17 protein-coding genes and 2 tRNA genes are annotated in these 19,273 nt (G+C 38.6%); 7 read left to right on the forward strand and 12 right to left on the reverse strand.

Translation table 11 applies throughout. From position 1 onward, the window contains the following. Positions 1-105 precede the first annotated feature (105 nt). Positions 106-3,309, reverse strand: coding sequence for a S41 family peptidase (locus CBM24_RS26875; RefSeq protein WP_088163374.1), 3,204 nt, complete (start codon positions 3,307-3,309; stop codon positions 106-108). Between the two features lie 542 nt (positions 3,310-3,851). Between CBM24_RS26875 and CBM24_RS26880 the strand changes: the two genes are divergently transcribed. Continuing rightward, positions 3,852-5,039, forward strand: coding sequence for an MFS transporter (locus tag CBM24_RS26880; protein WP_088163375.1), 1,188 nt, complete (start codon positions 3,852-3,854; stop codon positions 5,037-5,039). Positions 5,040-5,072: 33 nt separating this feature from the next. Here CBM24_RS26880 and CBM24_RS26885 read toward each other — a convergent pair whose 3' ends face one another. The 3 genes from CBM24_RS26885 to CBM24_RS26895 form a co-directional block, all read right to left on the reverse strand. Further along, positions 5,073-5,747: a phosphatase PAP2 family protein gene (locus CBM24_RS26885; RefSeq protein ID WP_088163376.1), complete on the reverse strand. Its 675-nt coding sequence runs from the start codon at positions 5,745-5,747 to the stop codon at positions 5,073-5,075. A 178-nt stretch (positions 5,748-5,925) separates the two neighbouring features. After that, positions 5,926-5,997, reverse strand: a tRNA-Arg gene (locus tag CBM24_RS26890). 234 nt (positions 5,998-6,231) lie between these two features. Then, positions 6,232-6,315: transfer RNA gene (locus CBM24_RS26895), tRNA-Tyr, on the reverse strand. 288 nt (positions 6,316-6,603) lie between these two features. Here CBM24_RS26895 and CBM24_RS26900 point away from each other — a divergent pair. The 6 genes from CBM24_RS26900 to CBM24_RS26925 all read left to right on the forward strand — a co-directional run bounded on the left by CBM24_RS26900 (position 6,604) and on the right by CBM24_RS26925 (position 12,985). After that, on the forward strand, positions 6,604-7,236 hold the full coding sequence (locus tag CBM24_RS26900; RefSeq protein WP_070562738.1) for a peroxiredoxin: 633 nt from the start codon (positions 6,604-6,606) through the stop codon (positions 7,234-7,236). Positions 7,237-7,320: 84 nt separating this feature from the next. Further along, positions 7,321-7,635, forward strand: coding sequence for a thioredoxin family protein (locus CBM24_RS26905; RefSeq protein ID WP_046673204.1), 315 nt, complete (start codon positions 7,321-7,323; stop codon positions 7,633-7,635). After that, on the forward strand, positions 7,616-7,870 hold the full coding sequence (locus CBM24_RS26910) for a DUF6952 family protein (protein ID WP_046673203.1): 255 nt from the start codon (positions 7,616-7,618) through the stop codon (positions 7,868-7,870). Before CBM24_RS26905 ends, CBM24_RS26910 begins: the two co-directional genes overlap by 20 nt. A gap of 634 nt (positions 7,871-8,504) precedes the next feature. Beyond that, entirely contained in the window at positions 8,505-10,958 is a 2,454-nt protein-coding gene (locus CBM24_RS26915) for a PIG-L family deacetylase (RefSeq protein ID WP_088163377.1), read from the forward strand. Between the two features lie 7 nt (positions 10,959-10,965). Then, on the forward strand, positions 10,966-11,175 hold the full coding sequence (locus CBM24_RS26920; RefSeq protein ID WP_088163378.1) for a hypothetical protein: 210 nt from the start codon (positions 10,966-10,968) through the stop codon (positions 11,173-11,175). A 94-nt stretch (positions 11,176-11,269) separates the two neighbouring features. Continuing rightward, positions 11,270-12,985 carry a sodium:solute symporter gene (locus CBM24_RS26925; protein ID WP_088163379.1) on the forward strand — a complete coding sequence of 572 codons (1,716 nt, stop codon included), beginning with the start codon at positions 11,270-11,272 and terminating at the stop codon, positions 12,983-12,985. Between the two features lie 22 nt (positions 12,986-13,007). Here CBM24_RS26925 and CBM24_RS26930 read toward each other — a convergent pair whose 3' ends face one another. The 8 genes from CBM24_RS26930 to CBM24_RS26965 all read right to left on the reverse strand — a co-directional run bounded on the left by CBM24_RS26930 (position 13,008) and on the right by CBM24_RS26965 (position 19,100). After that, positions 13,008-13,862: an N-acetylmuramoyl-L-alanine amidase gene (locus CBM24_RS26930; RefSeq protein ID WP_232475646.1), complete on the reverse strand. Its 855-nt coding sequence runs from the start codon at positions 13,860-13,862 to the stop codon at positions 13,008-13,010. An 11-nt stretch (positions 13,863-13,873) separates the two neighbouring features. Beyond that, positions 13,874-14,911 (reverse strand): DUF3078 domain-containing protein, encoded by a 1,038-nt coding sequence (locus CBM24_RS26935; protein ID WP_088163381.1) that lies wholly within the window; start codon positions 14,909-14,911, stop codon positions 13,874-13,876. A 22-nt stretch (positions 14,912-14,933) separates the two neighbouring features. Then, positions 14,934-15,686: a hypothetical protein gene (locus tag CBM24_RS26940; RefSeq protein WP_232475647.1), complete on the reverse strand. Its 753-nt coding sequence runs from the start codon at positions 15,684-15,686 to the stop codon at positions 14,934-14,936. Between the two features lie 70 nt (positions 15,687-15,756). Continuing rightward, positions 15,757-16,590, reverse strand: coding sequence for a glucosaminidase domain-containing protein (locus CBM24_RS26945; RefSeq protein ID WP_088163383.1), 834 nt, complete (start codon positions 16,588-16,590; stop codon positions 15,757-15,759). A gap of 15 nt (positions 16,591-16,605) precedes the next feature. Then, positions 16,606-17,130 (reverse strand): glucosaminidase domain-containing protein, encoded by a 525-nt coding sequence (locus tag CBM24_RS26950; protein ID WP_046673195.1) that lies wholly within the window; start codon positions 17,128-17,130, stop codon positions 16,606-16,608. A 22-nt stretch (positions 17,131-17,152) separates the two neighbouring features. Continuing rightward, on the reverse strand, positions 17,153-17,788 hold the full coding sequence (locus CBM24_RS26955; protein ID WP_075994564.1) for an O-methyltransferase: 636 nt from the start codon (positions 17,786-17,788) through the stop codon (positions 17,153-17,155). A 240-nt stretch (positions 17,789-18,028) separates the two neighbouring features. Further along, positions 18,029-18,658, reverse strand: coding sequence for a GTP cyclohydrolase I FolE (folE, locus tag CBM24_RS26960; RefSeq protein ID WP_046673193.1), 630 nt, complete (start codon positions 18,656-18,658; stop codon positions 18,029-18,031). A gap of 28 nt (positions 18,659-18,686) precedes the next feature. Next, on the reverse strand, positions 18,687-19,100 hold the full coding sequence (locus tag CBM24_RS26965; RefSeq protein WP_070562714.1) for a 6-pyruvoyl trahydropterin synthase family protein: 414 nt from the start codon (positions 19,098-19,100) through the stop codon (positions 18,687-18,689). Positions 19,101-19,273: the final 173 nt, after the last annotated feature.

A 19,273-nucleotide genomic window follows, 5' to 3' on the forward strand; every position in this document is an offset into this window, starting at 1 on the left:
AATTAGAAGATCGTATTCATAAAAACATGAGACGTTAAAAAAAATAGGCTGTCTCAAAAAAGTTGGACAGCCTATTTACAGTAAGTAATTCTAATTGTTACTTCCCTATTTGATATTGTCAAGAATTTCTTTTATTGCTCTTTCCAATTGCGGATCTTTATTTTCTATCCGATCTTGTACTGTATTTTTTACAAGAATATCTGGGGCAACTCCGGTTTGCTCGAGATCCTGACCATCAAGCGTATAACATCCCCAAGACGGAAGTCGATAGTTTGATCCGTCGACTAAGCCTTTAGCAGAAGTAAAAATAATCCAACGATAGGTCTCATTACCGATGATTTTCCCCAATTTAAGGGCTTTAAAGCCCGCAGCGGTCATTTCAGCATCGCTCAGCGATTGCTCATTAATCAATAAAACAATAGGTTTGGCAGATGGTGCAAAATTACTTTGTGGCGCACGTTTACCACCTCGGTATTGCCATTGTAAGTAAGGGCGTTGTGACAGGAATCGTAAAACTTCATCGTGCACATTTCCGCCTGTATTATACCGTAAATCTAAAATAATCCCTTGTTTGTTATTCTCCTGTTCAGCCATGTCGATCAAGAACCGCTGTAACTCAGTATCCGACATATTTTTCATGTGTGAATACGCTATCTTATTGCTACTCAACTGATCAACTCGGCTTCGGTTATCTCTAATCCATTGGTCGTAGAGGAGGTCTCTAAACACAGCGCTTGATACCGGACGAATGTTTGTCTGAATTTCCTTGCCATTACGATTCAAGGTCAATTGGATTTCTTCTTCCAGTGAAGGCCAAGTAAAATAACTATCGCGGTCTGCCTGCGTATTCAATTTTGTTCCATTAATCGCCATGAGAATATCACCCGCGTGAATATCGGCCTCTTTCTTTGCTGCGGGGCCATTCGGAACAATATAGCTAATCTTATAAGGGTTGCTTGTATCATAGATCACACCGATTTCATTCGTTACAAAACCAAACGGCTTACGTTCTTCCTGCCCCATAGAACTGAACCCCAAATGTGACGAATTGAGTTCGCCCAACATATCATTTAAGAGGATGCGCAAATCTGTCCTATCGTTGATACCTGGAAGATATTTCTCATATTTCTTTTTAACAGCGGTCCAATCTACACCATGGAAATTGCTATCGTAGAAATTCTCCTCCAGATTGGCCCATGTCTCATAAAACATCTGATTGAACTCTTTCTCAAGATCCCGATTGAATTTAAAACTCATGGTGACCGCATCAAGCTTATTCAAGTCAAGATTATATTTCTGAATTGTTCCTCGGGTCAGCACGAAGTACTTGCCTGCAGACTCTACAAATTGCCCCATACCTCCATCTGTGACTTTTTCGGTTTTGGCTGGTGTAAATAACTCATATACGGTACGATATGTACTATATTTTCCTTCATGATTGGAAGCATAGAACAAATAGGATTTATCCCCTTTTTGTATCACCAAAGGATCAGATTGTGTTCCAAATGCTGGACTGACTTGCTCAATTCGGTCACGCAATCCTTCTAAATCCAATTGGACCAAAACAGCTTTCTTTGCTTCGGCTGCTGGTATTGCGGTTGACTTTACCTTGTCGGCATCATTTTTCTTCTTATCCTTAGCAGCATCTTCCTTCTTAGTTGCACCAGTTTTATTTACTGTCGTATCTTTCTTTTCAGGTGTTACAAATAATTCATCAAACTTTGCGCTACGATAAGGTTGGTCAAAGTTGGTCAATGCCATTCGGAAAATGCTTGAGTTTTGCATACCAGTAGGATAAGAAGGTTTAGTCCTATTACTCGCAAAATAAATGTATTTACCATCAGGAGACCAATATGGTGCTGCTTCTGTAACACCTGTATTTGTCAAATTTGTCGTTTGCTCATTTTTCAGGTTATACACAAAAATATCCTGTTCAAAATTGCGTATAGCCGTGAATAAAAGATAATTTCCATCGGGAGAAAATGAGGGCGAAGAATTTTGAAATGCCCAGATTTCATCTCTAACTACTGTTTGGCTCTTCAAACTTGTCAAATCCAATAGACGAACTTCATCACGTCCGCTGAGATATACCGCTTTTGTTTTATCCCCATTGAATGTAATATCTCGATTGTTACGCAGATCTTGTGTCAATTGTTTTACCTCTCCTTTACCGTCTGCTGTACGTGAAAACCAGTTCTGATACCCTTGATGCGTTTGACTATAGAGCAATGTTTTACTGTCTTTAAGCCATTTAACTTCCATGATGCGCTCCCCTTGACTAGGCATCTGACGAACAAACTTTCCTTCGATATCCGAAACGAACAATTCCCCACGGGATACAAATGCCATCTTTTTCCCGTCCGGTGAAACGTCGAAATTACTGATGTTACCTGAAATATTGAACTCCTTCAGCTTTCCTAGGACCTGATTACGGTTAAGTGCGATGCTGGGCTGCATGGTTTTCTTTCCATTGACATCGTAAATATAAAGCTGGTACCCCTTTTCAAAAGCGATCTTACTACCATCTGCCGCGACAAACGGACGTTTGATTGATTCTGGGAAAGAGGTCAATTGGGTTTTCGCTTTTCCAGCTATTTGATAAAGATTGTATTCACCATTGCTTTCGTCGGACACATAGAATATGTTTCCTTTCTGGTCTACTGTCGGCCAAAAATCCTTACCTATATAATCTGTATACTGTTGAAAAGCTTTTGTTTTGGGATTATAGGACTTTATATCCGGATTGAAAGCACCTTTATATCGCTTGCGGTTGGCCGAGCTATAGCCTTCCCAGCTGTCATTGAATAATAATTCTCCTGAAGGTGTTGGCACCACATTACTGATATAATTAAAGACATGAGGAAACAACCTTGTTGCCGTTCCGCCATCCAAAGCGACTTGATAAGCACTCATTCTATTGTAACGCGATGACGTAAAATAAAGCGTCTTGCTATCCCAGCTCCAGCTGTCTACTTCATCCGAAGCATCGTGCGATGTAAGCTGTCGTATATCTCCACCAGCCAAAGGCATCACATAGACGTCCATGTTACCATTTTGATTGGCCGAGAAAGCCAACCATTTTCCATCAGGGGAAATTCGTGGATTGATCTCATTTCCTTCCATTCCTGTCAGCCGAACTGCAACACCACCCTGGCTCCCTATTTTCCAAAGGTCACCTTCGTAACTAAAAACCATTTCCTTACCATCGGGACTCAATGTCGGATGGGACAAAAATGTGGGTTGTTGGGCAATAACACAGGTTGTTCCAGCATAGGCTAGAACTGTACTTAAGATTAGTTTTTTTATCATGTTATCTAGGAGGCTAATAATTGTTTGCCAATACAAAGGTAGAATAGGTATTGAACAAACCACTATGAAATAGTGAAGAATTTTATATTTTTATTTCTTCACTATTTCAACATTTGATCGTAGGCCTTTCCTCCCTATTTCATTGGTATTTATTTTCTAATGAAGTAGAAGTTCCCACTTGGCCTATTTTTGACTTCCGCAACTAATATCTTCTTAACTTGAAGCATGCTTGAAATAGACTGAAACAAATGTGTCTCTTTCCGGTTTTTATACAAGGAATGGTTATGCAAAGTATATCACATTGAATACATATGTTTTAGCCGAATTCAAAAAAGGACAAGGTACTATTTTCTTACCAGAAGATTGCAAGAGAAGATAATTATCACAACAATAGCATATAATTATAAGCTTACCGATAAACAATTTAAATATAGGCATATTTCTGTATCCCTATTGCAACCCAAAAGTTGAAGTATTTTTTGAATCATTATATTTTTTAATGGGATACTTATCCTTAACTTTGCCCCCTCAAATCAGAAACTATGGAAGCAACGTTAACTCACTCAGAAGAAGATCTTTATAACAAACGAAATCGCATAAGAATCGCGGTATCACTTTTCTTTTTTTGCCAAGGGATCGCGTTTGCATCTTGGGCAAGTCGAATTCCCGTTATTAAAGCTCATCTCCATTTAAGTGAGGGGCAATTGGGTACAATTTTATTAATGCTTCCTGTTGGGCAGCTTGCAACAATGGCTCTCTCAGGAAAGCTGGTCACAAAATATGGCAGTGCAAGTGTTTTGCGTATTGTACCTATCGCTTACACCTTGGTCTTGTGCTCCATCCCCTTCGCACAGAATGCCTGGCAGTTGGGAGGCATATTATTTCTGTTTGGTGTCACTGGCAATATGTGTAATATTTCCGTTAACACGCAAGGCGTTGCAACTGAGCAGATTTTCAAAAAATCAATAATGACTTCTTTTCATGGGGCCTGGAGCATCGCTGGCTTCACAGGCGCACTAGTTGGCTTGTTAACGATGAATTTGGGTCTGAACACCTTTTATCATTTTTTAATCATATTAGTCATTGTCACAGCGAATACACTAATCAACCAAAAGTATCTGGTTCCGGGCAAATCTCCTCAAAAGGAAAAGCGTAGTTTTTTCTCTAAACCAGAAGGTGGCTTACTTCAACTCGGCATTATCGGCTTTTTCAGCATGGCAACAGAAGGGGCAATGTTTGACTGGAGTGGGGTCTATTTCAAAGAGATCGTTCAAGCTCCTGAAAAATTTGTTGTCGTTGGCTACGCGTCTTTTATGATTATGATGGCCACTGGGCGCTTTGTTGGTGATGCTGTCATTCGCAAATTAGGGAGAAAAAGAACCCTGCAATACAGTGGCCTCCTGATGTTCGTCGGAATGATGACATCGGTTATCTTCCCCGAATTTATCATCTGTACCCTAGCCTTTATGTTGGTAGGTATGGGTGTGGCCTGTAACGTCCCATCTATCTATAGCATTGCTGGGCAGAACAAAAATGTACCATCTGGAGTAGCCTTAGCCATGGTTTCAAGCATCAGTTACCTGGGCTTCTTAATGGGACCGCCTTTAATTGGATATATTGCTGAAGCTTTTAGCCTACGCTATTCCTACGGTGTTTTTGCCTGTTTCGGCCTATTGATGTTTGTGATGGTTGGGCGATTATCTTTATTTAAAGAAACACGCGTAGCCTAATCTATCAACGCACATGTTTACCGAATTTGCACTTTAGATTTTGACCTGAAGAAATCTCAGGCCAAATGACATGCGTTTACTTCTTAAAACATAAGGCATTGCAAGTAAATAAAAACAAGCTGTACTGGTTCCTAAAATCGATCCAAACCATACATCTTCTACAAAATGCTGGCCCAAATACACCCGAGAATAGCCCGTTAATACAGCAAGAACAAATAAAATTATACCAAAAGCCCTATTTTTTGAGATAATGGCTAACGTAGCTGCCATCGCAAAGGCCGACGTTGTATGTCCAGAAGGGAAAGAGTTAAAGTGCGCTACACGCAACCAAGAAACAACATGGAATGTTGGGTCTCCATGAAATACCGTTGCCGGTCTATCGGCATCGAAAAGGTTTTTCAATACACAACAGATCAGCCCTGAAAAGATATAAGTCCCGAGGATAGCTCGAGCAAAATTCCACTGCTGTGTACAGCAGTAAGCAATAAAAACACCTATAACAAAAAGACCATCTCCAAAATAGGTCTGTATTGTAAAAAGAATATCGGCCCAAAATGCATGACGTGTATTCACAAAATGGAATGAATCTCCCTTCGGTATAAATACAACTATAGCTGTCATTAAGGCCATCCAAATGGCAAAACAAACAAAAAAAGCAGGATTAGCTGCATATACCTTTCTAAATTGGTATAATAAAAATTTTCCCATTCAATCTATGTTACAGAATTACAGGCCAAAAGTAAAATTGCTGTATGTGTAAATAATGATCCGAAAGTAAACATTCTATTAAAAATTTACAATTCTATTACGCATTTATTTTGATAAGAAAAGAAAAACTATTAAACACTAAACAAAAAAAGCGATGGAAATCCATCGCTTTTCTCAGTAGCCCCGAGCAGAATCGAACTGCTATCAAATGTTTAGGAAACATCTATTCTATCCGTTGAACTACGGGGCCTTTTCAGAAGCCAAACTTAGGTTTATTTTATATATAAGTCAATAGCTAGTCTAAAATCCTGTTATATTTTTTTCAAAAAGAGAGGTAACCCCTGTATAGACTGGTTATACTAAAGCCATTAACATCCACAATAGCAAAAAATCTATATTAAAGCCGTTTCATGTACGATGGAATAGTCCCGAACAAACGCAAATTTAGAACCTGAAAGATAAACTGGATTTAGAAAATGAAAAATGGTGGAGGGAGAAGGATTCGAACCTTCGAAGCCGAAGCAACGGATTTACAGTCCGTCCCATTTGACCGCTCTGGAACCCCTCCAGCATTGTGTTGTTCTAGAATTGAACGTCGCAAAAGTAGCTTTTGATTTGCAAAACTGCAATTATTTTAGGCCATAAATTTGTAACTACCGCAGTATTAATTCATTTATTTTCAAGAAACATTCAAATGATCTGTTCATCATGAGATCAAGTTATCATTATTATAATAAAAACTTATTGTTATAATCTAGTCATAATAGATTTTGACGATAGTGTATTGGTAAAATCAATTCGCTTTTTGCATCGAGTTGCTGTATCTTTGTGTCAACAAAAAAAAGAAAGATATATTATGAGTTTCACAGGTAAAAGTTTTCCAAGCATTACAGTAGATGCAATTGATTATTTAGGCGACAATTTACAAATCAACATTTTTGAAAAAGCAGTTAAAGAAGGTAAAAAAGTGCTTTTATTTTGGTATCCAAAAGATTTCACTTTCGTATGTCCTACTGAATTGCACGCTTTCCAAGAAGCAGCTGCTGAGTTTGAAAAACGCAATACAGTCTTAATCGGCGCTTCTTGCGATACAAATGAAGTACACTTTGCCTGGTTAAACACAGCAAAAGATAACGGTGGAATTGAAGGTGTTGAATATCCTCTTTTGGCAGACACCAACCGTAACTTATCAAGTATATTGGGAATCTTAGATGTTCAAGAAGTTGAACACCCTGAATACGGAACATTGGCTCAAGGTTCTGCGGTTACTTATAGAGCAACTTACTTGATCGATGAAACTGGCCGTGTATTCCATGAATCAGTAAACGACATGCCTTTGGGCCGTAACGTTAAAGAATATTTACGTTTGATCGACGCTTACGCTCACGTTCAGAAATTTGGCGAAGTGTGTCCTGCAAACTGGGAAGAAGGTAAAGATGCCATGAACGCAGATAGAAAAGGTGTAGCTGATTATTTAGCGAAACACTAACAATACAAGACCACAGTGTCTTATCAACAGGAGCTTTTCCCGGCTCCTGTTGATTTCTCCAACAATCACCTTAATAATAAAATCATGTTACAAGAATTAGAAAACGATAATTTACAAGAAATTGTAAACAATAACGATATTGTGATGGTTCAGTACTCTGCCACTTGGTGCGGTAACTGCAAAATCATGAAACCAAAATTCAAAAAACTGGCTGGCGAAAATGATAGCGTACCTTTTGTTATTGCTGATGCAGAAAAATTTCCTGAATCCCGCAAACTGGCAAATGTCAATAACCTACCCACTTTTGCCGCTTTTAAGAACGGTAAATTAGTCAATCAGGTACAAACAAATAAGTTAGACGCATTAGTAGAATTATTCAATGAAACTACCAGTAATTAAGCATTTGACAGAGTTCATCGAGCAGAATGATGTAGATTATGTCCTGGAAACAATCGAGACACTGGAAGCATTAACCGAAGCTCCTTTAAAGGATGAAGAACTTGACGTTCTTGGTGAATTGATTTCAAACCTATACGGAGCTGTAGAGGTTGATAAATTAATTAAAGAAGGTAACTCAAAAAAAGACGCGTTAAATATGTTTATGAAGCGTGTTCTAGGTGCTATTGATAAATAGTCTTTGCAAAAAAGCATTCGTGTGAAACTTTCTTTAAAGGTTGTTCCTGTCGTTTTTGAGCATTTGAAGCATAAAAACTAACATCAATTGAAATTTGTCAAACAAATATGCAATTGGATTTAGACCAATCCAGATTTTTTTTAAGGTAGTGGAGAATCTATCTTACCCTAAAGATCGTTGTATTGCAGCATCTTAAACGCATGACGCCTATATATTATATGTTTTCCAAAAGCTAAAATGTTGACAAAATTTAGCAATGTGGAAAACTAATTAAAGTAATCTAACAGAACTAAATATTTTCTACATATATTTACTATGTTAAAGGTTGCCACTTGGAGCGAAGCGACAAAATAACTATTCTCTAAAAATTCGTTTCAGGAAAAAATATTTTAATTGTTAAACGGAAATTCCAAATTGATTGGGATTTCCGTTTTTTATTTATACCTCTGTTTTACCTTTCAACGATCGATCCCTTTACCTCTTCGCTAAATATTGACCTAAGTTGAATCAGGTTAATGGTTAATATCCGTAAGTCAAAGCAATAAACCAACGTCATAAACACGCTACTTAAAGACTGTCAATAAAATTACAATCTCCAACAATCCGTTGTTCATCAAAATCTTTATCTTTAAACATGCGAAGACCTTTTCTCTCTGTTATTATTATTTTGGCTGGTATCTTGTCAACTTCAATCGTTAAAGCACAGAATCCACAGTGGAATGCTGCTGAAATTAAAGTTAATCTAGAAAAACTGAACGTGTTGGGCTCAGTCCTTTATTTTGCGGCACATCCGGATGATGAAAATACCCGGCTAATCGCTTGGCTAGCTCAGGAAAAAAAATATAAAACAGGTTATTTATCCCTAACTCGAGGTGACGGCGGACAAAACCTCATCGGAACAGAACAAGGTATTGAACTTGGATTGATTCGAACGCAGGAATTACTGGCTGCTCGAAAAATCGATAAGGGTGAGCAATTCTTTTCCTCAGCATATGATTTTGGATTCTCAAAGACTCCAGAAGAAACTTTCGAATTCTGGGATAAACAGCGTGTTCTTCGCGAAGCCGTATGGATTATCCGCAAATTTAGGCCCGATGTCATCATCACACGTTTTCCTCCAGATCCAAGGGGTGGACATGGTCATCATCAAGCGTCTGCAATTTTAGCACATGAAGCCTTTAAAGCTGCTGCTGATCCGAATCAATTTCCAGAGCAACTTCAATTTGTACGCCCCTGGAAAGCTAAACGCTTGCTTTGGAATACAGCTAACTTCGGAGGTCAAAACAATACACGTGAAGATCAGTTAAAAATAGATATCGGGGATTACAATTCTCTTCTAGGAGCTTCTTATGGGGAAATTGCCGCACACAGCCGTTCATCACACAAAAGCCAAGGCTTTGGTTCAGCAAGCCAACGTGGCTCATCAATCGAATACTTTGAGTATGTAGACGGTGCACCTGCCAAAAACACACTCTTGGATGGTGTTGACACCTCATGGAAAAGAATTCAAAACGGCAGTAAAGTTCAGTCCTTAATTGATCACATCAATCAAACATATCAAATTGATAAGCCCGAATTGATCATTGCTGAATTGATCCAACTGTACAAAGCACTGGATCAAATTGATGATGAATACTGGAAAACTGAAAAGAAAAATGAGGTTGAAAAACTAATTCTTGCCTGTGGTGGAATTTGGTTCGAAAGTATCGCTAAAAATCCATCTTATGCCTTGGAAGATCAGATCAAAGTGGAACATTCCATTATTGTTCGGCGTCCAAATGTAACGGTTGAGCTGACTCAAATAAATGGAAAAAGCATTCATGAAACACTAAAAATAAACAAGCTACAAAGAGACTCGGTTCTTATACCTGCCGACAGGACGACACAACCATACTGGTTGATTGAACCACATGGAAAAGGCAAATTTAATGTCAGTGATTTTAACCTGACTGGCTATCCAGAAAACCCCTATGCTCCAGAGGTATCATTTCAACTCCGGATCAATGGTGAAAATATCACACTCAGTCAACCCATAAAATATAAATATACCGATCCTGTTCGTGGCGAAATCTACGTCCCCATTGTGATCGTCCCACAGTTGACGGCAAAAAGTTCCAGCCTTTTGGCACTTACACAAAATGCCCACACTGTCAAAGTGAATCTGACTTTTCAGAAAAACGGACAAGCAAACACAACCACGTTTAACGTCAGACCGAATGTACCCCAAGGCTGGGAAGTTTCACCGGCATCTTTTGACCTATCTTTTGACAAAGGCGAACGTACAATTTCCAAAGAGATCAGCATAAAACCATCAGATGCTTCTAAATCTTCCATTGATACCCTTGGGTTCCTCTTAGCAAACAAAGAGCACTTAAAAGAGATAAAATCCATCGATTACAATCATATACCTAATATTGTTTATTTCCCAGATGTCGCTATAAAAATGAGCAATGTCAACCTGATCAACGACATAAAGAAAGTGGCATACATCCATGGGGCAGGGGATCTAATTCCGGAGTCGCTGGCGGCCATTGGTATTAAAGTCGATGTATTAAGTAACGAACAGGCATTAAAAGCAGATCTCTCTAGCTACGATGCTGTAATCTTGGGTGTACGAATATTCAATGTCAACAAGCAAATTGCACAGCTCCAAAACAGACTACTTGCGTATGTGAACCTGGGTGGAACGGTCCTGGAACAGTACAATGTAAACAATGGACTGTTCTCAAAAAACTTTGGCCCTTTTCCTTTTAGCATCGGCAGAAGCCGTGTAACAGACGAACTTGCAACGGTACATTTCGATAAAAATGACCCGATTTTTAATTACCCGAACAAGATCAGCGAAGCTGACTTCGAACACTGGGTGCAGGAGCGGGGACTCTACTTTGCGGAAGATATCGATAAAAAGTACCGCACCCCGATCACCATGCAAGATCCCGGCGAACCGTTACATAATGGCTCATTACTCATTGCTCAATATGGAAAAGGTAAATTTGTTTATACATCTTTGTCTTTTTTCAGACAATTGCCTGCCGGGATTCCCGGAGCTTACAGATTATTCGTAAATTTGCTATCAAAATCAAAATAATATAATAATGGAAAATCAGATTGACAACAGCTGCACGACAATTGATGCTGGCAAAGCAAAAGGAATCATTCTTTTAGTTGCTGTAGTATTTGGTGCATTAATTGGATTCACTGCAAACGAGACATTTTTAAGCATCTTTGGAGGTGCTATTGGCGGATTGATTATCGCTGCTATTTTTAATAGCGTTATTTATCCTCAAAAGCCTTCAGATAGATAAGAAAGATGAATAGCTGGAAGCGTTTCTACTGGTTGGTCGTTATCTGGCTATTCGTATTCATCCTTTTTCTGTACATTTTCACGAACCACTATTCATGAGTACAGCAGATTGGATCGTTTTATTTCTGACACTCTTATTTATTGTCCTATATGGCGTTTATAAGAGTAGGGGTATAAAAAATATTGACGGATATCTTCTAGGTAATCGTTCTTTACCTTGGTATCATGTCGGATTATCGGTAATGGCGACACAAGCGAGCGCCATTACTTTCTTATCTGCCCCTGGGCTGGCCTATTCTTCTGGAATGAGTTTTGTCCAATTCTACTTTGGTCTTCCGTTGGCCATGATTGTGCTCTGCATTACATTTGTCCCTATTTTTCATAAGCTAAAAGTATTTACAGCCTACGAATTTCTAGAAAAACGGTTTGATGTCAAAACCAGAGGGCTCACCGCCATTCTTTTTTTGATACAGCGGGGAATATCAACGGGTATTACCATCTTTGCACCGGCTTTAATTATATCGACCATCCTTCATATTGATCTAACATGGACTACATTGGCCATAGGAAGTTTTGTTGTTATCTATACGACCTATGGAGGAACCAAAGCCGTGTCTCACACACAGTTGCTTCAAATGAGCATTATCTTTGGATCATTACTCGTAGCAGGTATATTAGTTATCCATCTGTTGCCAGAGTCTATTGGATTATCAAAAGCACTTCATATTGCAGGAAAATCAGGAAAAACCAATGCATTGGATTTCACTTTTGATCTCAATAATAACTATACGCTTTGGACAGGACTAATCGGTGGTTTTTTCCTACAGCTTTCCTACTTCGGGACCGACCAAAGTCAAGTAGGTCGTTATTTGACAGGGGCTTCGATCAAAGAAAGTCGCATGGGATTAATTATGAATGGTCTATTGAAAATCCCTATGCAATTTGCTATCCTGTTGATTGGAGTTCTGGTATTTGCCTATTATCAATTCCATCAGCCGCCCATTTTTTTTAATCAAGTCGAGATCAAGAAGCTCAAAGAAAGCAAATATGCTCCTGACTACCAGCTTCTCGAACAAAAGCATAGCGAGCTATTTAAAACACGTGAATCTGTTGTTCAGCAGCTTAATACAGCATTGGATCACGACGATGAAAAAAGAATTGCTGATTATCGATCCTCACTCGGTCAACTTAATGCAAAAATGCAGGTCGTAAAAGAAGGGACTTTGGACTTAATCAAAAAAAACAACCCAACAGCGGAAACGAATGACAATAATTATGTCTTTCTTTCTTTTGTGACAAGCGTCTTCCCAAAGGGTCTAATTGGGCTACTCATAGCGGTCATTTTTCTCGCATCCATGGGTTCTACGGCAAGTGCTATTAACTCATTGGCCTCAACAACGACCATTGATATCTACAAAAGATTTATTAATCCTAACTCATCTGAAAAACAAGACCTTTTGTGGTCGCGTTTATTTACGTTGATCTGGGGTACATTTACTGTTATTGTTGCTTTGTATGCGAACAGATTGGGTAATCTCCTCGAAGCGGTCAATATCTTGGGCTCACTATTCTATGGTACTATCCTAGGGATTTTTATCGTCGCCTTCTACATGAAGAAAATCCAAGGCAAAGCTGTTTTTCTTGCAGCTATTCTTTCCGAAATTATAGTGATAGCAGTATGGACGATGAATAAGATTCCTTTTCTCTGGCTAAATCTTATTGGCTGCCTAGCTGTCATGTTAATCGCCTATATCGTACAACTGGGGACGAAAGCACCTAGTCCTATAGAGGTCAAAAGGGATCTTGAATAAAAAAAAGCCTGATTGCTCAGGCTCAGTATTTTTTATAGATATTGTACAATACACTCTTATCATATATGGTCAATTCGGGGGTTGTATCCCGAACGACAAATTTTCGTTTAAAGGCAACGATAGCGGCTTTTAGATTGGACGTATCATAACCAATAATTTTAAGCGCGTCTATCGCATTAAAGCTATCAGGAGGGGCCACAAGCTGTCCTTCATCATACCATATTCCAAAACCCCGTTCTGCAAGCTTTTTCCACGGGAAAAAAACGCTTGGATCATTCTTGCGTGATGGAGCGATATCAGCATGGCCAATAAAATTATTTGCTGGAATTAAATAACGCGATTTCAAGGTATCAAGCACAGTCATCAATGAATTAATTTGTGCCTCAGGAAAAGGCTCCCTACCATTATTATCCAATTCTATACCAATAGAACAGGAGTTCATGTCGACAATAGAACCCCATTTTGCCACCCCTGCATGCCAAGACCGAACATAATCGTTCAACATTTGTATAATCTCCCCATTCCGGCCAATGACATAATGTGAACTCACTTTAGTTCTTGGAATCTGAAAGGTTTTGATTGTCTGCCCAATACTATCTTGTGCTGTATGATGAATAATGACATAGTTAGGTTTACGAACATCATAATGTATGGCTTCCTCTTGGCGCCAATAAGGATGGTTTCCAGACTTCTGTAAAAAAACAACCTTTCTTTCCTCCGGTGTCAATAAATTGGTATCTGGCTTAGCTTCGACCTTTTCTTCCACAACCAATGCAGAAGCAAATGACGCAACTAGCGGCTTTGCAACCACCGGCTGTATCTTCGACTTGCAGCTTGCCAAAGACAGCAGTGAACAAAGCAATATCCCTATTGACACAGGCCTAAACATTATTTTGGTAAACTATAGACTATACCCATCGCCAACGACTGACTCAACTGCACTCTTGAAATAACATCTGGATCGTAGATCATGATACCATTTAAGTTCACATTGATGACTCTCGTGACTTTTGCTGTTACAGTTACATCCAAACGGTGTGTAGGGTTGGAAAGTTTCTCGTAGTCAGCAAAAAGGTTATAACGAGCCTTTACATTCAGTTTATCTGTGAAGTTTTTGTCCAGGTTACCTGTTAGCTGAAATGCCAGTGCATTGGCAAAAGAGCGGTCTTCCTTTACACCAAATCGTTCACCAGTACCCGCACTTGGATTGTTAGGATCTCTATAATAGCCATATTTCTCAAAGAAACCTTCTCCAGAACGAGGCTTAACACGTTCATCCAAGATAAAAGTTTGACGTGCAGTACCCGTACCAAAACGCAAGGAAAATTCGTTACTAGGCTTATACTCAAGACCGAAAGATTCTGTCAGATAAGCTGGTGCCATGAAAGCATTCTCAATATAGTCTATTGTATCTCTGCCGTTAACCGTTTTATACTTATAACCCGCATCAAATTGTGACTCAAATGTCACCGACGTAAACAATGCCCAATTGGCAGACAATTTATAAGAAAGCTTATTATCCCAAAATATACGGTCATTATTCTTCTTCGCAATATTATTGGTATTCTTTATCTTTCCATAACGTAAATCAACTTCGGTCACAAAATTGAAATTGTCCTTCGTATAATCCGATTTATGATTCGCATTCAATCCTACAGCAATAGAACCAACACCCCCACCTTTCCAATTATCATTAAATGACGCCTGGTTTAAATTGATCCCGAATTTTGTCCAATGTTTCCAATAGTCTACCTCTAAATTTAGTTTTGGAACTATAGGACGAATCGTTTTAATATTTAATGGTTGCTCTTTCTGTACAGAAATTACGGTATCTGGTTTTGCTCGAAGATCTTTCAGATCTTGTGCTTTTAAGCTGGTAATAGAAAGGCAAAGCAGAGCCATGCCGACAAAATTGAATAACTTCATTCTGAAAACGTCTATTTTTTGTTTACGGTACTAATTTATAATTAATTGTTGGAAAAGGCTCAATAAAATATTGCGAAGGGTTCAATTGATACCGTGAATAACAATCTTTGATATAATTCACCAGTTCATAATCACTCGCTGAGAGAATAAAGAAATAGGAGGGTCTAAATATCCTTCTAAATCGTTCAGCCTCTTCGCTATTTAATCCTGTAATCTTACTGATAAGCTCTTTCGTAAATTTGTAATCGATCACATTTTCCTTATAATCGTTTTCAATGGTTTTAGTTAGTCGACGTGCTCTCTTAGCCTCCTTGCTAAATAAACTATAGATCGAATTGATGCTTAATCCAGCACCATTGGGGCCAACAGAAAATACATCACCATAACCCGCAAGACGATACGCTTTCTCATAATCCTCTTTTGCTTTTTTCAGAATCTCTTCCGGTGTCTTGCGTGCAAAAACCTGAACTTCATCAATATAAAACGATTCACGTACCAAATGAAACAGCAACAATCCGCGGTTATCCACCTGAAGAGTATCTGAAAAATAGCCTTTACATATCGCAACAATATGATCTCCTAGTTGTGCATTAAAGACAAATTCTCCTTTAATAGTATTATAATTGACCTCGCCAGTACGTAAGTTGGCCAGCCTTACATTTCCAATACGTTGTTTGGTATTTTTATCAAAAACGATACCCTCGACTTTTTTATCTTGGCAAAAAAGTGGAGAGGTAAAGCCCACAAGGGCAATAAGTAGAAAAATATATCGCAATAGTATCACTTTCGTAAAACTACTATATCGCTGTACAAAAGCGAAATATTTAACATCTTTTAAAGCGTAACTATTTAGATATAACCAATAGCTGCCCTAAAGATAGCGCATCATCGGTAAGACCGTTTAGGGATTTGATCTGATCAACGGATACATTGTACAGCTTACTGAGCGAATATAACGTATCCTGCGCTTTAACCTCATGAATACGCATAGCTACCGGGCTCTTGATTTCTTCTGTCTTTACGACGGTAGGAGGGGTTTCTTGTACATTCTGCACGATCTCGACCTGAACAGTCTCTTCACGTACAACCTTTTCACGTGGCGATTCACCGCGATCGTATTGATCAAGATGATATCTTTCGATCATTTCGATCAGCAATTCAGGATAACGCGGATTGGTGGCGTATCCAGCCGCTTTCAAGCCTTTGGCCCAGCCTTTATAGTCGTTCTTATTCAACTTAAAGAGTGCCGCATATCGCGGTCGTAACAGAAACTCTGAGTGATCCCGAAAAGATTGTTCGGGATTTTCATAAACACGAAAGCAGTCATTGATATTATCATCGGGACGAGTCACGGATTTTCCTTTCCAAACTCCGCCACATTTAATACCGAAATGATTATTAGCCTCACGCGCAAGATAACTGTTACCATTACCGGATTCCAGTAAAGCCTGAGCAAGTTTAATACTCGCAGGAATACCATATTTATTCATTTCTGCAACGGCCACATCTTTGTAATGAGCAATATAGTCGTTGCCAGCCATGGTCGGTCGTCCCACAGAAGAGGATGAAGAAGTTTTTGAATTGGAGCCAGATTTAGAGGAGGATATTGTGCCTCTCCGGCTTGAACATGATGTAATCAACATCATGAATACAAACATGCCATAAAAAAACTTCTTCATGCAATACTATCGCGCTTATTTTTTTGTTGACGAGAATCTATTTTGCTTAGCATCATTATCAAACATATCCAAATGATATTGTCTAATAGTAGCGAGTACTTTTGCTGTCCAACCTTTACTCGTCGAGTAACCCGAACGAGCAATCGCTTTTACCCAAGCTTCGTATTTTTCACCAGGATGTTTTTCAAAAAGACTTTGAGTAGTCTTTTTTCTTTTTACTATTCCTACAAAATCATCATACGAGTCCATGACAGACCGATAACCTTTGTAAGCTGACCGAATAACGGTACTGTTGTTTTTTCCTTTGACACCAAAATGGTTATTCAAATTTTTTGCTACCCTGCTACCACCATTTCCGCTTTCATGCATAGCGATGGCTAAGATAACCGATGCTGGAACACCGTGTTCCTCCATCATTTCTTTTGCTATTGGACTGTACTTATCGACATATGCCGCATTACTTTGAGCTGAAACTTTTGTTAATCCAAAAGTTCCCAAAGCTAGTAACAGTACAAAGCTTTTTAATTGTTTTAAATTCATGAAGAATGTTTTAGTTCACAAATTACTTCTTGCGTAAGGCAAAAAGTCCGTCTCGAATCGGTAATATTACCTTTTCTACGCGCTTGTCCTGAGCTAAACGTGCATTCAAATCAATGATCTGCTTTGTTTGGTTGTCTGGTTTTGAATCTAACACCTTACCTTTCCATAAGACATTGTCAATCAAAATAAGTCCCCCAGACGGAACTTGATTTATTATCGTTTCGAAATAATATAAATTTCTCTTTTTGTCCGCGTCGATAAATACCAGATCAAATGTTTCATCTAATGTAGGTAGTATTACCGCTGCATCTCCAATATGATAGTTGATTTTATCAGCAAATGCCGATTCATCAAAATAACCTTGGACGCGTTCTTGTTGCTCTGCATTGATATCGATAGTATGTAATATCCCATCTTCCTGCAGCCCTTCTGCGAGACACAACGTTGCGTATCCCGTAAACGTTCCTATCTCCAAGATACGTTTCGGAGCAACCAATTTACTCAATAAAGAAAGAACTCTTCCCTGGTAGTGTCCAGATAACATATGGGGCATTGTTTCCTTCAAATATGTCTCCCGATTTACCCTTTTCAGTAACGAATTTTCCTCGTCTGTAGTATGTTCCAAATAGGACTCTAAATCGTCGGCAACAATTTCCATAACCACAAAGGTACCAAAAAACATTTTTATGATAAAAACTTTTTTTTACAAAAAGCTGAATATCAGCAAAATACAATTATCCTTTTGTAAAGAGCATTTTTCGGAAATCGCGTCAGATGCATAAAAAAGCCATATTGCCATTTTTTGATTTTCTATTTTGTTTCCAAATTTCATCAAAAAAAAGCCCCCCTAAAAGATGATCTTTTAGGGGGGCTTTTTTATTATTAAACAACAAATATACTAAGCAAGATCAGCAGTGATCAAGCGTAAAAATTCGGATCTTGTCACATCATTTTGGAATGCTCCAGTAAATGCAGAAGTAGTCGTTACGGAATTCTGTTTCTGAACTCCACGCATCGCCATACACATGTGCTTGCATTCCATAACCACAGCTACTCCACGAGCGCCTAAAGTTTCTTGAATACAATCTCTGATCTCATTGGTGAGACGTTCCTGAACCTGCAGACGACGCGCAAAAATATCAACGACACGTGGTATCTTGCTTAAACCTACAATATGGCCATTTGGAATATATGCAATATGGGCTTTACCAAAGAAAGGTAACATATGGTGCTCACAAAGAGAATATACTTCAATATCCTTAACGACGACCATTTGACTATAGTCTTCCTCAAACATAGCACCACGTAATACCTCCGCAGCATCGATATCATAGCCATGTGTCAGAAATTGCAGTGCCTTTGCAACACGTTCTGGTGTTTTCACTAAACCTTCGCGTTTTGGATCTTCCCCCAGACATTCCAATATATCTGTATAATGAGCAGCGATGCGATCTACCTTTTCAGTATTGTATTTGTCGATCTTAATATATCCATCCAACTCTTCGTTGTCAAATGAGTGTTGACTCATAGTTTCTACTATTTAAATGTATTAAAGATTAATCGCCAAAATATTCGACGTAATTATTTTCTGTTTCATGCAAACGGACACTATGCAAGATCACACCCTGTTCGTCAAACAGCGGTTTTAAGATCTTAAATATTTCGATTGCGATATTTTCCGTAGAAGCCATGACTCCTTTCATAAAATCAACATCTAAATTGAAATTACGGTGATCGACTTTGTCTATGATACTACGGTTGATTATTTCTTTCATGATCTTTAAATCGATCAAAAAACCAGTCTCCGGGTTGACTTTTCCTTTAACTGTTACATAAAGATCATAATTATGTCCATGCCAATTTGGATTGGAGCAAAGACCAAATACCTGCTCATTCTGCTCCTTACTCCAGTCTTCACGATAGAGCTTGTGCGCAGCACAGAAACGTTCACGACGAGTTATAAATACCATAATGATACAAAGATAAGGCTTTAAGTGCAATTAAAACATCTCAATTTAAGGAATGCCGTCAGAATATAGTAATATAATGAAGTGCTTTCTCTCTTATTGAACAAACAGACAAAAATCTAAGCACTTTATCCTTACTCATAACCCGCTTTCAAGAATGATTTGATATAAAATTT

This window comes from Sphingobacterium sp. G1-14, assembly GCF_002196555.1.
Taxonomy (GTDB): Bacteria; Bacteroidota; Bacteroidia; order Sphingobacteriales; family Sphingobacteriaceae; genus Sphingobacterium; species Sphingobacterium siyangense.